This is a genomic window from Enterobacter sp. BNK-14 (assembly GCF_047456095.1).
Taxonomy (GTDB): domain Bacteria; phylum Pseudomonadota; class Gammaproteobacteria; order Enterobacterales; family Enterobacteriaceae; genus Enterobacter; species Enterobacter kobei.
The window spans coordinates 1656202-1670064 of the sequence record NZ_CP179897.1; the positions used below are offsets into that span (position 1 = coordinate 1656202).

At 54.1% G+C, this 13863-nt stretch carries 12 protein-coding genes; 8 read left to right on the forward strand and 4 right to left on the reverse strand.

Translation table 11 applies throughout. From position 1 onward, the window contains the following. Positions 1–136 precede the first annotated feature (136 nt). Positions 137–1756 carry an L-aspartate oxidase gene (nadB, locus tag ACMGGM_RS07895; protein ID WP_023331098.1) on the forward strand — a complete coding sequence of 540 codons (1620 nt, stop codon included), beginning with the start codon at positions 137–139 and terminating at the stop codon, positions 1754–1756. Here nadB and trmN read toward each other — a convergent pair. Next, positions 1741–2478, reverse strand: coding sequence for a tRNA(1)(Val) (adenine(37)-N(6))-methyltransferase TrmN (gene trmN, locus ACMGGM_RS07900; RefSeq protein WP_045135187.1), 738 nt, complete (start codon positions 2476–2478; stop codon positions 1741–1743). The genes nadB and trmN overlap by 16 nt on opposite strands. A 132-nt stretch (positions 2479–2610) precedes the next feature. Here trmN and srmB point away from each other — a divergent pair, with 132 nt between their 5' ends. Then, the gene (gene srmB / locus ACMGGM_RS07905; protein WP_014884852.1) at positions 2611–3939 is read left to right on the forward strand and encodes an ATP-dependent RNA helicase SrmB; all 1329 of its coding nucleotides are present in this window, start codon (positions 2611–2613) and stop codon (positions 3937–3939) included. A gap of 52 nt (positions 3940–3991) precedes the next feature. Here the strand turns inward: srmB and grcA are convergent, their stop codons facing one another. After that, on the reverse strand, positions 3992–4375 hold the full coding sequence (grcA, locus tag ACMGGM_RS07910) for an autonomous glycyl radical cofactor GrcA (RefSeq protein WP_014884853.1): 384 nt from the start codon (positions 4373–4375) through the stop codon (positions 3992–3994). Between the two features lie 314 nt (positions 4376–4689). Here grcA and ung point away from each other — a divergent pair, with 314 nt between their 5' ends. Next, positions 4690–5379 carry a uracil-DNA glycosylase gene (ung, locus tag ACMGGM_RS07915; RefSeq protein ID WP_014884854.1) on the forward strand — a complete coding sequence of 230 codons (690 nt, stop codon included), beginning with the start codon at positions 4690–4692 and terminating at the stop codon, positions 5377–5379. 40 nt (positions 5380–5419) lie between these two features. Here ung and ACMGGM_RS07920 read toward each other — a convergent pair whose 3' ends face one another. Beyond that, positions 5420–6550, reverse strand: coding sequence for a tRNA/rRNA methyltransferase (locus tag ACMGGM_RS07920; RefSeq protein WP_014884855.1), 1131 nt, complete (start codon positions 6548–6550; stop codon positions 5420–5422). A 204-nt stretch (positions 6551–6754) separates the two neighbouring features. Here ACMGGM_RS07920 and trxC point away from each other — a divergent pair, with 204 nt between their 5' ends. The 5 genes from trxC (at position 6755) to ACMGGM_RS07945 (ending at position 12476) form a co-directional block, all read left to right on the forward strand. Next, the gene (gene trxC / locus ACMGGM_RS07925) at positions 6755–7174 is read left to right on the forward strand and encodes a thioredoxin TrxC (protein ID WP_014884856.1); all 420 of its coding nucleotides are present in this window, start codon (positions 6755–6757) and stop codon (positions 7172–7174) included. Between the two features lie 69 nt (positions 7175–7243). Beyond that, positions 7244–7942, forward strand: coding sequence for a tRNA-uridine aminocarboxypropyltransferase (gene tapT, locus ACMGGM_RS07930; RefSeq protein ID WP_045135188.1), 699 nt, complete (start codon positions 7244–7246; stop codon positions 7940–7942). A 35-nt stretch (positions 7943–7977) separates the two neighbouring features. Then, positions 7978–10641 carry a bifunctional acetate--CoA ligase family protein/GNAT family N-acetyltransferase gene (locus tag ACMGGM_RS07935; protein WP_045135189.1) on the forward strand — a complete coding sequence of 888 codons (2664 nt, stop codon included), beginning with the start codon at positions 7978–7980 and terminating at the stop codon, positions 10639–10641. Positions 10642–10751: 110 nt separating this feature from the next. Next, positions 10752–12107 carry a CDP-diacylglycerol--serine O-phosphatidyltransferase gene (gene pssA, locus ACMGGM_RS07940; RefSeq protein WP_023331103.1) on the forward strand — a complete coding sequence of 452 codons (1356 nt, stop codon included), beginning with the start codon at positions 10752–10754 and terminating at the stop codon, positions 12105–12107. A gap of 45 nt (positions 12108–12152) precedes the next feature. Next, the gene (locus ACMGGM_RS07945; RefSeq protein WP_014884860.1) at positions 12153–12476 is read left to right on the forward strand and encodes a YfiM family lipoprotein; all 324 of its coding nucleotides are present in this window, start codon (positions 12153–12155) and stop codon (positions 12474–12476) included. On the opposite strand, the gene ACMGGM_RS07950 is transcribed toward ACMGGM_RS07945, so the two are convergent. Further along, positions 12473–13768: an MFS transporter gene (locus ACMGGM_RS07950; protein ID WP_023331104.1), complete on the reverse strand. Its 1296-nt coding sequence runs from the start codon at positions 13766–13768 to the stop codon at positions 12473–12475. The two genes, ACMGGM_RS07945 and ACMGGM_RS07950, sit on opposite strands and share 4 nt — an antisense overlap. Positions 13769–13863 lie beyond the last annotated feature (95 nt).

The following is a 13863-nucleotide window of genomic DNA, read 5'->3' on the forward strand; positions in this document are numbered from 1 at the left end:
TAATTTCATTCCTTTACCCGCTATTTACTCCGCCTTACGCGTTTAGCCATTGCAACAACCTCTAAAAAAAACGTGCGATAAATCGCACTCAGGTGCTATTCTGACCCAACACTGTTTAGTAAATTAAACAACAATCATGAACACAACATCTGAACTCCATTGTGATGTCCTGATCATCGGTAGCGGCGCTGCCGGTCTCTCTCTGGCGCTGCGCCTTGCCGAACATCAAAACGTTATCGTTCTGAGTAAAGGACCGATAAGTGAAGGTTCCACATTTTATGCCCAGGGCGGTATTGCCGCCGTGTTTGACGAGACCGACAGCATAGCGTCGCACGTAGAAGATACGTTGATTGCCGGCGCCGGGATCGTGGATGCGCACGCCGCAGAGTTCGTTGCCAGCAATGCCCGCCATTGCGTTCAGTGGCTCATCGATCAGGGCGTATTATTTGATACCCAGATTCAGCCTAACGGTGAAGAGAGCTACCACCTGACGCGCGAAGGCGGCCATAGCCACCGCCGCATCCTGCACGCAGCGGATGCCACCGGTAAAGAGGTGGAGACCACGCTGGTGGGTAAAGCGCTTAACCATCCTAATATTCGGGTTCTTGAGCGCAGTAATGCCGTTGACCTGATTATTTCCGACAAGATTGGCCTGCCTGGTCCGCGTCGCGTGGTGGGTGCATGGGTCTGGAACCGTAATAAAGAGAAGGTTGAAACCTGTCAGGCGAAGGCCGTTGTACTGGCGACGGGCGGCGCCTCAAAGGTGTATCAGTACACCACTAACCCGGACATCGCTTCCGGAGACGGTATCGCCATGGCCTGGCGCGCAGGCTGCCGCGTGGCGAATCTCGAATTTAATCAGTTTCACCCAACAGCCCTGTTCCACCCTCAGGCGCGCAACTTCCTGCTGACGGAAGCTCTGCGCGGTGAAGGCGCTTATCTGAAACGCCCTGACGGTACCCGCTTTATGCCGGACTTTGACGCGCGTGGCGAGCTGGCCCCTCGCGATATCGTTGCCCGCGCCATCGACCATGAAATGAAACGTCTGGGCGTGGACTGCATGTATCTCGATATCAGCCATAAGCCAGCCGCATTCATTCGCCAGCATTTCCCGATGATTTACGAAAAGCTGCTGAACCTGGGGATTGATTTGACCCGCGATCCGGTGCCCATTGTGCCTGCGGCCCACTATACCTGCGGGGGCGTGATGGTTGACGATCACGGGCGCACCGACGTAGAAGGTCTGTATGCTATCGGCGAGGTGAGTTATACCGGCCTTCACGGCGCGAACCGTATGGCGTCGAACTCGCTGCTTGAGTGTCTGGTGTACGGCTGGTCAGCGGCGGAAGACATCACGAAACGCATGCCTTACGCCCGCGAGACTGAGCACTTACCTGCCTGGGATGAAAGCCGCGTGGATAACCCGGACGAGCTGGTCGTGATCCAGCACAACTGGCATGAACTACGGCTGTTTATGTGGGACTACGTAGGGATTGTGCGCACCACAAAACGTCTGGAACGTGCGTTGCGCCGCATTACTATGCTGCAGCAGGAAATTGATGAATATTATGCCAATTTCCGCGTATCCAATAATCTGCTGGAGCTGCGCAATCTGGTGCAGGTTGCCGAGCTGATTGTTCGCTGTGCCATGATGCGTAAAGAGAGCCGCGGCTTGCACTACACCCTGGACTACCCGGATCAGCTTGCTGAATCCGGCCCGTCGATACTGGCTCCGCAGGTTCACATAAACAGATAAAATGCCTGGGTCAGAGCAGTGTAATCTTCGGAATAATGCTGGTCTGGCCCTCGAATCACCATACGGTCATTAAAGCATTCACCTTCTTTTGGCGAGAGCGCCAGCAGCACGCGGTGCGGCAGTCGTCCTTCCGTATCAGAAATGTCAGTTCGCAAACGTAATGTCCAGCCAATCTCCTGCGCCAGACCAATAAATGTATTACCCGTGCTTTCTGGCAACACTACGCAAAAAAATCCCTCTTCAGAGATGAGTTCAGCCGCGCTGGTAAGCAGTGCTTTATGATCGAGTGAACCGGTATAACGCGCCTGTTCACGTTCAGGGGTACCACACTCGACACCGGGCGCGTAGTAAGGAGGGTTGCTGACGATAAGATCGTAACGCGCAGTTTGTTCAGGCGCCCAGACCAGCACATCCGCACATTGAACGCGAATCCGGTCTGCCCAGGGGGATTCGGCCGCATTTTCACTCGCCTGCCCTGCAGCCTGCGCATCGAGCTCAACGGCATCAATCGTGACATGCTCTTCCGTACGCTGGGCCAGCATCAACGCCACCAGCCCGCTGCCGGTACCGATATCAAGAATACGTTTAACACCTGCGACAGGGGCCCATGCTCCCAGTAAAATACCGTCGGTGCCGACTTTCATGGCACAGCGATCGTGGGCGACAAAAAATTGTTTAAACGTAAAACCATCGCGGCGCAACTGCGCTTTGAGTTGAGACATGTCAGGGCAACCTTCTAAGTGAAACTGGAGTAGCATAGGGGAAAGCGAAGGCACCGCAAAGCGATATCCATACAAACAGATGAAGATTACAGCCGTAACGTCTATAATCAGCGCCCCACACAGAGGTAGAACATGACTGTAACGACTTTTTCCGAACTTGAACTCGATGAAAGCCTGCTCAATGCACTTGAGAGCAAAGGCTTTACACGCCCGACCGCCATTCAGGCAGCGGCCATTCCGCCTGCGCTTGAGGGCCGCGATGTGCTCGGTTCTGCGCCAACCGGCACGGGGAAGACAGCAGCCTATTTGCTGCCTGTGTTGCAGCACCTGCTCGACTTTCCACGAAAAAAATCAGGCCCACCGCGTATTTTGATCCTGACGCCTACGCGCGAGCTGGCCATGCAGGTTGCCGATCACGCGCGTGAGCTGGCGGCTAACACCCATCTGGATATCGCCACTATTACCGGCGGCGTGGCGTATATGAACCACGCCGAAGTGTTCAGCGAAAACCAGGATATCGTTGTTGCGACGACGGGCCGTTTGCTGCAGTACATTAAAGAAGAGAACTTCGACTGCCGCGCGGTAGAAACGCTGATTCTGGATGAAGCCGACCGTATGCTGGACATGGGCTTCGCACAGGATATCGAACATATTGCGGGCGAGACGCGCTGGCGTAACCAGACGATGCTGTTCTCTGCCACCCTTGAAGGGGACGCGATTAAAGATTTCGCCGAGCGTCTGCTGGAAGATCCGGTTGAAGTCTCTGCGACGCCCTCTACGCGTGAGCGCAAGAAGATCCACCAGTGGTATTACCGTGCGGACAACCTTGAGCACAAGGTCGAATTACTGAAGCACCTGCTGAAGCAGGAAGATGCTCTGCGTACCATCGTCTTTGTGCGTAAACGCGAGCGCGTGCACGAGCTGGCAGAAATGCTGCGTAATGCGGGCATTAATAACTGCTACCTCGAAGGTGAGATGGCGCAGGTTAAGCGTACCGAAGGCATCAAACGCCTGACCGATGGCCGCGTGAACGTGCTGGTGGCGACAGACGTTGCCGCACGCGGGATCGACATTCCGGACGTGAGCCACGTGATCAACTTCGATATGCCGCGCAGTGGTGATACCTATCTGCACCGCATTGGCCGTACCGGTCGCGCCGGACGTAAAGGTACTGCGATTTCACTGGTTGAAGCGCACGATCACCTGCTGCTGCAAAAAATTGGTCGCTATGTTGATGAGCCGCTGAAATCTCGCGTCATTGACGGCCTGCGCCCAACTACCCGCGCGCCGAGTGAAAAAATGACGGGCAAACCGTCCAAGAAAGCACTCGCAAAACGCGCTGAGAGAAAAGAGAAAGAAAAAGAGAAGCCGCGCGTTAAGCAACGCCACCGCGATACCAAAAACATTGGTAAGCGTCGTAAGCCAAGCGCTGCCGCGCAGGATACGAAAACTGAAGAGTAAGAAAAAGCCGGGGATTTCCCCGGCTTTTTTATTCACCCCCGAAACTGGAACCTTACAGGCTTTCAGTAAAGGTACGCGCGATAACGTCGCGCTGCTGCTCTGGGGTCAGTGAGTTAAAACGAACCGCATAGCCAGACACGCGAATAGTCAGCTGTGGGTACTTTTCAGGGTGCTCAACGGCATCCATCAGCGTTTCACGACGCAGAACGTTAACGTTCAGGTGCTGACCGCCTTCCACGCGCACTTCCGGTTTCACTTCCATTGGGATTTCACGATATTCGATTTCGCCCAGTTTGCTCACTGGCACGATCTCATCTTCAGTAAAACCGGCTTTTGCAACCACGCAGCGTGCTTCGTTTTTCTCGCTGTCCAGCAGCCAGAAAGAATTGAGCAGATCGTCATTTGCAGCTTTAGTAATCTGGATACCTGTAATCATGTGTTGCCTCCCTTAGGCTACATTAACTGGTGTCGGCCTCACACGGCCAATTGGTAAAACCATTGTTTCTTGTGTGTATATATATCACTCGCACCCCGGCGATTTATTGATTTAAATCAACAAAAACACCAACCACATAAAGAGTGTGGTTTGAATTTATTGTTTTAGATCAATTTCAGCACCTTACCAATTCAACTGGTTGTGTATCTTTTCAAAATAAATTTAGTTACTTAGCGCACGTTTCAGCGCGTCATTTTGCTCACTGGCGTTTAACAGGTAAGCTAGACACAGAATGAGATTCGCAGGAGAGCGAGATGACCACACCGTTGACATGGCACGATGTGCTGGCAGAAGAAAAACAACAACCCTATTTTATCAATACACTCAGCACCGTTGCAGCTGAACGTCAGTCCGGGCAGACGATTTATCCGCCGCAGAAAGATGTGTTCAACGCCTTTCGTTACACTGAGCTGAGCGATGTGAAGGTGGTCATTCTTGGCCAGGATCCGTATCACGGCCCGGGTCAGGCACACGGGCTGGCGTTCTCCGTCCGTCCGGGCGTGGCTATCCCCCCTTCTCTGCTCAATATGTATAAAGAGCTTGAGGGAACCGTTCCTGGCTTCACCCGCCCCACCCACGGTTACCTGGAAAGCTGGGCGCATCAGGGTGTGCTGCTGTTAAATACGGTACTCACTGTAAGGGCGGGTCAGGCACATTCTCACGCCAGCCTGGGCTGGGAAACCTTTACCGATAAGGTTATTAGCCTGATCAACGAACATCGTGAAGGCGTGGTGTTTTTACTGTGGGGTTCTCACGCGCAGAAGAAAGGGGCGATTATCGACCGTCAGCGCCATCACGTTTTAAAAGCGCCGCACCCGTCTCCGCTGTCGGCACATCGCGGTTTCTTCGGCAGTAATCACTTTGTTCTGGCGAATGAATGGCTGGAAAAACGTGGCGAAACGCCAATTGACTGGATGCCAGTGTTACCGGCAGAGAGCGAGTAGGATTTGAATGTGCCGGGTCAGACCCGGCACATTGAGAGGCTTATGCCTTATTCTGACGCCACCATTCCGCCAGCAGTACGCCGGTCGCAACGGACACGTTCAAACTTTCTACATTACCTGTCCCGTCGATAGAGACGCTCAGATCAGCACTGGAAAGCGCCGCGTCAGACAGACCGTCACGTTCCTGACCTAATACCAGCACCATTTTACGCGGCAGCGTCGCTTTAAACAGCGGCGTACCAGCATGGCTCGACGTGGTCACGATGGAATAACCCGCTTTACGGAACTGCTCAAGGGCGTCCAGCACGCTGTCGCCGGTGATCGGCTGCACATGCTCCGCTCCGCCTTCTGCTGTGCGGATCGCGGCACCAGATTCCAGCAGTGCGGCATCCTGTAACAGCACACCCTTCACGCCAAAGTGTGCGCAGCTGCGCATCATCGCGCCCAGGTTGTGCGGGTTGCCTACATCTTCCAGGGCCAGCACGCAGTCATCGGCATCCGCCTGGCTGACCCACTGCTGCACGGTGGTGCCGTTACGTTTTTTGATCAGGAAGCAGACGCCGCCGTGGTGCTCGGTACCGGACGCTTTGGTCAGCTCGGCATCATCCACCACGTGGTAGGCTTTACGATTCGCGGCCATCCAGCGCAGTGCTTCTTTAAAGCGCGGGGTCACGCTCTGGATAAACCAGGCGCGGACGATACACTCAGGGCGGCTCTGGAACAGCGCCTGGCAGGCGTTCTCGCCATACACGCGGGTCTCTTCCGCACGCTGACGGCGCAGCACTTCCGGATCGATAAAGCTTTTGCCGCTGATACCGCCGTGATCGGCTTTCTCTGGCGTCTCATCGCCCGGGGCGCGAGAAACGGTGCGCCACGGGGAGGCGTTGTCACGCGAGAAGTCATCACGCGGACGATCGTCGCGTGGACGGTCACTGCGTGGGCGGTCGGAACGCGGACGGTCATCGCGTTTGCGATCGTCACGTTTGCGGTCATCACCGCGGGTGTTTCTGTCATCGCGGGCGGGGCGACGGCCACCGTCTGCACGAGAAGACGCCGGACGCCCGCCACCTTTTCCGGTACGCGGATTTTGGGTGCGTTTATCAGAGTCATCATCACTGCGGACATACATCACTTTGACCTTGCCGCTTTTATTTTTCATTTCGTCGTTCATGCTTTTCTCCACCAGCGCTGCGCAAAGCGCGCAGATTACCCGATGTGCCAGCGCATAGCCATAATTTCGTACAAAAGCCTGTGACTATTGTTCTCATTGAATAAAACGCATTGTTGTTTCAAACAGGCTCATTGATAATATGTAACATATTAGAAACATTATCGGCGTTCTGCCGCTGTCCCACGGCTCTATCAGAGGTTAGTTATGAATACCGTATGTGCCAACTGTCAGGCTCTTAATCGCATTCCGGACGATCGGATTGACGATGGTGCGAAATGCGGACGTTGTGGCCACGAACTGTTTGATGGCGATGTCATTAACGCGACGGGTGCTACGCTGGACAAACTCCTCAAGGACGATCTCCCGGTGGTGGTCGATTTCTGGGCACCGTGGTGCGGTCCATGCCGAAGCTTCGCGCCAATCTTTGAAGACGTGGCCGAAGAGCGCAGCGGTAAGATGCGTTTTGTTAAGGTGAATACCGAGGCGGAACGCGAGCTTAGCGCACGTTTCCGCATTCGCAGCATCCCGACCATTATGATCTTTAAAAACGGTGAAGTCGTCGACATGCTCAATGGCGCAGTACCGAAAGCGCCGTTTGACAGCTGGTTAAACGAATCACTGTAACTTTCACGGGGCACATCTTGTGCCCCGCTCCCGCCTCTGCGAAAATGGCGTTTTTCCTTCACTTCGCCCATGACCGATAACGCTGTCCTCCTGTTACGCGCCGAACGCCTTGCGCGCGCCACTCGTCCTTTTCTTGCCCGTGGCAATCGCATTCGTCGCTGCCAGCGCTGCCTGCTTCCGCTTAAAGTTTGCCTGTGCGAAACGCTGGCACCCAGTACGGCTAAAAGCCGTTTTTGTCTGGTCATGTTTGATACCGAGCCGATGAAACCCAGTAATACAGGGCGGCTGATTGCCGATATTCTGCCGGATACTGCCGCGTTTCAATGGTCCCGCACCGAGCCGCCACAGGCCCTGCTCGATCTGGTGACAAACCCGGACTATCAGCCGATGGTCGTTTTCCCGGCCTCTTACGCAGGCGACAATCGTCAGGTGCTTTCGGCGCCACCATCCGGTAAGCCACCGCTGTTTATTATGCTGGACGGCACATGGACCGAAGCGCGGAAAATGTTTCGCAAAAGCCCTTACCTTGACGCGCTGCCGGTCATTTCTGTCGATCTTTCCCGCGTCTCGGCTTATCGCCTGCGTGAAGCGCATGCTGACGGACAATATTGCACCGCCGAGGTGGCCATCGCGCTGCTGGATTTAGCCGGGGATACCGCAGCAGCAGGCGCCCTGGGCAACCATTTCTCTTGTTTCCGGGAACGCTATCTGGCGGGAAAAACCATTCATAAGGGCAGCATCACAGCAACAGAGTCAGAAAGCGTTTAAAATCATCAGGTCGCTTGCAATCACGGGAGACTTGCATGAGCCAGCGAGGGTTAGAAGCGCTATTACGTCCTAAATCCATTGCCGTTATCGGCGCATCCGTGAAACCGGATCGGGCAGGCTATCTGATGATGCGCAACCTGCTCGCGGGAGGATTTAATGGCCCCGTCATGCCCGTCACGCCGGCTTATAAGGCCGTTCAGGGGGTGCTGGCATGGCCAGATGTGCAGAGCCTGCCTTTTGTGCCGGACCTCGCCGTGCTGTGTACGAATGCGAAACGCAATCTGGAACTGCTGGAAGCACTTGGCAAGAAAGGGTGTAAAACCTGCATTATTCTCTCGTCTCCACCTGAACAGCAACCCGAACTGCTCGCCTACGCCAGCCGCTACCAGATGCGTATCCTTGGCCCGAATAGCCTGGGCCTGCTCGCCCCCTGGCAGGGGTTGAATGCCAGTTTCTCCCCGGTACCGATCCGCAAAGGCAAACTGGCGTTTATCTCGCAGTCGGCTGCAGTATCGAACACTATCCTCGACTGGGCGCAACAGCGCGAAATGGGTTTCTCCTACTTCATTGCCCTGGGCGACAGCCTGGATATCGACGTTGATGAGCTTCTGGATTTCCTGGCTCGTGACAGCAAAACCAGCGCGATACTCCTTTATCTTGAGCATCTGAGCGACGCCCGTCGTTTTGTATCGGCTTCACGAAGTGCTTCGCGCAATAAGCCGATCCTGGTTATCAAAAGCGGTCGCAGTCCTGCTGCCCAGCGTCTCCTGCAGTCTCATTCCGGCATGGATCCCGCCTGGGATGCCGCCATCCAACGCGCGGGGTTACTGCGGGTGCAGGATACGCACGAGCTTTTTTCCGCCGTTGAGACACTCAGCCACATGCGCCCACTGCGTGGCGAGAAGTTAATGATTGTCAGCAATGGTGCGGCCCCTGCTGCGCTTGCGCTGGATGAACTGTGGCTGCGCAACGGAAAGCTGGCAACGCTGGGTGAAGAGACACTTCGACGCCTCAGAGAGGTGCTTCCGACAAGCGTGATGCCCGGCAATCCGCTTGATTTGCGCGATGACGCCAGCAGCGATCGCTATATTCGGGCTATCTCAATTTTGCTGGATAGTCAGGACTTCGATGCATTGATGATTATCCACTCCCCCAGCGCAGTCGCGCCGGGCAGTGAAAGTGCGCGCGCGTTAATTGAAGCTGTACGCAACCATCCGCGCGGCAAATATGTCACTCTGCTGACAAACTGGTGCGGTGAGTTTTCATCTCAGGAGGCACGACGTCTGTTCAGCGAAGCCGGTCTGCCAACCTACCGTACGCCGGAAGGGACTATCACCGCATTTATGCATATGGTGGAATATCGCCGCAATCAGAAGCAGCTACGCGAAACCCCGGCGCTACCTGGTAACCTGACGGCGAATACCGTCGACGTTCATCGACTCTTGCAGCAGGCTATTGAAGAGGGCGCGACATCGCTTGATACGCATGAAGTGCAGCCCATTCTGGGCAGCTACGGGATGCAAACCCTGCCAACCTGGATCGCCAGCGACAGCGCCGAGGCAGTACATATTGCGGAGCAGATTGGCTATCCGGTCGCTCTTAAGCTGCGCTCTCCCGATATACCGCATAAATCAGATGTTCAGGGTGTCATGCTGTATCTGCGTACGGCAACGGAGGTACAGCAGGCAGCTGATGCCATTTTTGATCGCGTTAAGATGGCCTGGCCGCAGGCCCGGATCCACGGACTGCTGGTACAAAGCATGGCTAACCGCGCAGGCGCTCAGGAACTACGAGTCGTGGTAGAGCACGATCCCGTCTTCGGCCCGCTTATTATGCTGGGAGAAGGTGGCGTAGAGTGGCACCCGGAGGAACAGGCTGTCGTTGCTTTACCGCCGCTGAACATGAACCTCGCGCGCTATCTGATCATTCAGGCGATTAAAAGCAAAAAGATCCGTGGCCGCAGTGCCTTGCGTCCGCTCGATATTGCCGGGTTAAGTCAATTCCTGGTGCAGGTTTCTAATCTGATCGTGGATTGTGCCGAGATCCAGCGGCTGGATATCCATCCGCTACTCGCTTCCGGCAATGAGTTTACGGCGCTGGACGTGACGCTGGATATCGCGCCCTTCGAAGGGGACAGAGAGAGCCGCCTGGCAATCCGTCCATATCCTCTGCATCTGGAGGAGTGGGTAGAGATGAAAAACGGGGAACGCGTCCTGTTCCGCCCAATTCTGCCGGAAGATGAACCCCAGCTGCGGGCCTTTATCTCTCAGGTTACAAAAGAAGATCTCTACTACCGCTATTTTAGCGAAATCAACGAATTTACCCACGATGATTTAGCCAATATGACCCAGATCGACTACGATCGAGAAATGGCGTTTGTTGCCGTGCGTCGTGCAGGTCATGATGATGAGATCCTCGGCGTCACGCGAGCCATTTCTGACCCGGATAATGTCGATGCGGAGTTTGCCGTGCTGGTGCGCTCCGATCTTAAAGGCCTGGGGCTGGGTAGACGACTGCTGGAAAAACTCATCAGTTATACGCGAGATCACGGATTGTTGCGCCTGAATGGCATTACTATGCCAAACAATCGCGGTATGGTGACCCTGGCGCGAAAACTCGGATTTGACGTTGATATTCAGCTGGAGGAAGGTATTGTTGCCTTGTCCCTCGTCCTGACATCAGCAGACAAACACGAGTAACCTACTGGAAATGTTACCCACTTTGGACGGGACTGGTGGTATCATTGTCCGCTTATGTTGTTTGCATGGTACAGACAACCCTTCAATGAACAGAGAAGAAACGCACTGTGATGTTGTCAAAATTTAAGCGTAATAAACATCAACAACACCTTGCTCAACTACCGAAGATTTCTCAGTCAGTTGATGATGTAGAGTTCTTTTATGCTCCCGCTCATTTTCGGGAAACGCTTCTGGAAAAGATTGCCAGCGCCACGCGACGCATTTGCATTGTGGCCCTGTATCTTGAACAAGATGAAGGCGGTCGTGCGATCCTCAACGCACTCTATGAAGCTAAACGTCAGCGTCCGGAACTGGATGTTCGCGTACTGGTTGACTGGCATCGCGCTCAGCGTGGCCGTATCGGCGCAGCCGCTTCCAATACTAATGCAGACTGGTATTGCCGCACGGCGCAGGAAAATCCTGGCGTCGATGTCCCTGTTTATGGCGTACCCGTTAATACCCGTGAAGCACTCGGTGTCCTTCATTTTAAAGGGTTCATCATTGATGACAGCGTCCTGTACAGCGGCGCAAGCCTGAATGATGTCTACCTTCATCAGCTCGATAAATATCGCTACGACCGCTACCACCTGATTCGTAATCCACAGATGGCCGATATCATGTTCAACTGGGTTGATAAAAACCTGGTACACGGTCGTGGGGTTAATCGCCTTGACGATCCTGAGCGTCCTAAAAGCCCGGAGATCAAAAATGATGTTCGCGCTTTCCGCCAGGAGTTGCGCGATGCGGTCTACCATTTTCAGGGCGATGCGAACAACGAAGAGTTATCTGTTACCCCGCTGGTAGGGCTCGGCAAATCAAGCCTGCTGAACAAAACGATCTTCCATTTGATGCCATGCGCAGAGCAGAAACTCACCATCTGTACGCCATACTTCAACCTTCCTGCCGTGCTGGTGCGAAATATCATTCAGCTACTGCGCGACGGTAAAAAAGTGGAAATTATCGTCGGCGATAAAACAGCAAACGACTTTTTCATCCCTGAAGACCAGCCGTTCAAAATCATCGGTGCGCTGCCTTATCTTTATGAGATTAACCTGCGTCGTTTCCTGAGCCGTTTACAGTACTACGTCAACACTGACCAGTTGGTTGTGCGTCTGTGGAAAGATGAAGACAACAGTTACCACCTGAAAGGAATGTGGGTCGACGATGAGTGGATGCTGCTGACCGGTAACAACCTTAACCCACGCGCCTGGAGACTGGATCTGGAAAACGCCATTCTCATCCATGACCCGCAGCATGAGTTAGCCGCCCAGCGTGAACGTGAGCTGGAGTTGATTCGCACGCATACTACGGTGGTTAACCATTACCGCGAACTACAGAGCATTGCCGATTATCCGGTGAAAGTCCGTAAGTTGATCCGCCGTTTACGTCGTATCCGTATCGACCGACTTATCAGCCGTATTCTGTAATGTCAGAGCCCTGTCACCCGCAGGGCTTTTTTATGGAGCCCGTTGATGCGTACTTCTCTGCTACTGAGCGTCCTCTTTCTGAGTGGCTGCAGCCATATGGCCAACGATAGCTGGTCCGGACAGGATAAGGCTCAGCACTTCCTCGCCTCCGCAATGCTGTCTGCAGCCGGTAACGAATATGCACAGCATCAGGGATACAGCCGGGACCGGAGCGCAGCGATAGGATTGATGTTCTCAGTAAGCCTTGGAGCATCAAAAGAACTGTGGGATAGCCGCCCCGCGGGGAGCGGCTGGAGCTGGAAAGATTTCGCCTGGGACGTCGCCGGTGCAACCACCGGCTATGCCGTCTGGCAGATGGCGCATTATTAAAGACGAATGCCCTTCCCTTTGCGATGCAGCATCAGGGAGACAATAAAGGCCAGCGCCCCCATTACCGTCACGTACCAGAAGAATGTCGTTTCACTTCCCCATGATTTAAGAGACAACGCTACATACTCCGCCGATCCGCCAAACAGCGCATTGGCTACCGCATAAGAGAGCCCTACCCCTAGCGCTCGTACCTGTGCCGGGAACATTTCGGCTTTCAGTATTCCGCTGATCGAGGTGTAGAAACTGACAATCACCATCGCCAGCATCACCAGTGCAAATGCGGCATATGGCGAGGAGACATGCTGAAGGGCTGTCAAAATAGGGACAGTACACAGCGCTGACAGCCCACCAAAGATCAGCATTGACGTACGGCGACCAATCTTATCGGAAAGCGCACCGATAATCGGTTGTATGAGCATAAAGACAAAAAGTGCCACTGTCATAACAACGCTGGCGACGTTTGCGTGCATTCCGGTGGTGTTCACCAGATACTTTTGCATATAGGTGGTGAAAGTGTAAAAACTGAGAGAGCCGCCCGCAGTGAAGCCCAGCACCATCAGGAAAGCTTTGCGGTTTCGCCATAATCCTTTGAATGTTCCCGCCTCCTTTAGCGTCCTGACCTCTTTCTGCGAGGTTTCATCTAACTGACGGCGTAACCAAAGTGCGACAATCGCCAGTGCTGCGCCCAGTGCGAAAGGAATTCGCCATCCCCATGTGTGAAGTTGTTCGTCTGTCAGGATCTGCTGCAGGATCACCACCACAAGAATCGCCAGCAATTGACCACCAATGAGTGTGACGTACTGGAATGAGGCGTAAAAACCTTTGCGGCCTTCCAGGGCAACTTCACTCATGTAGGTCGCACTGGTACCGTATTCACCGCCCACCGATAGTCCCTGGAATAAGCGAGCCAGCAAAAGCAGCGCAGGCGCCCATGTCCCGATCGATTCATACCCTGGTAAGCAGGCGATCACCAGAGATCCAAAGCACATCATACAAACCGAGATCAGCATGGAGGCCTTGCGCCCGCGACGATCCGCAATACGCCCAAACAGCCAGCCCCCAATGGGTCGCATTAAGAATCCGGCGGCAAATACCCCTGCCGTTTGTAGTAGCTGTGTTGTGGTGTTGCCGGACGGGAAGAAGATATGTGCGAAGTAGAGTGAACAGAATGAGTAGACGTAGAAGTCAAACCATTCAACCAGATTCCCGGAAGAGGCGCTGACGATTGCCCATACCCTTCTTCGGGTATCACTGTTAGCCAGCGTCCCGTTTGATGTAATACTTTCTGTCATTGTGATTATGCTCCTGCCATAAACAGCGGTGTATTGAGCCAGGAGACTCAATTACCTCGTAAATGAAATGTTATAATTTTGTTATAAATAACATT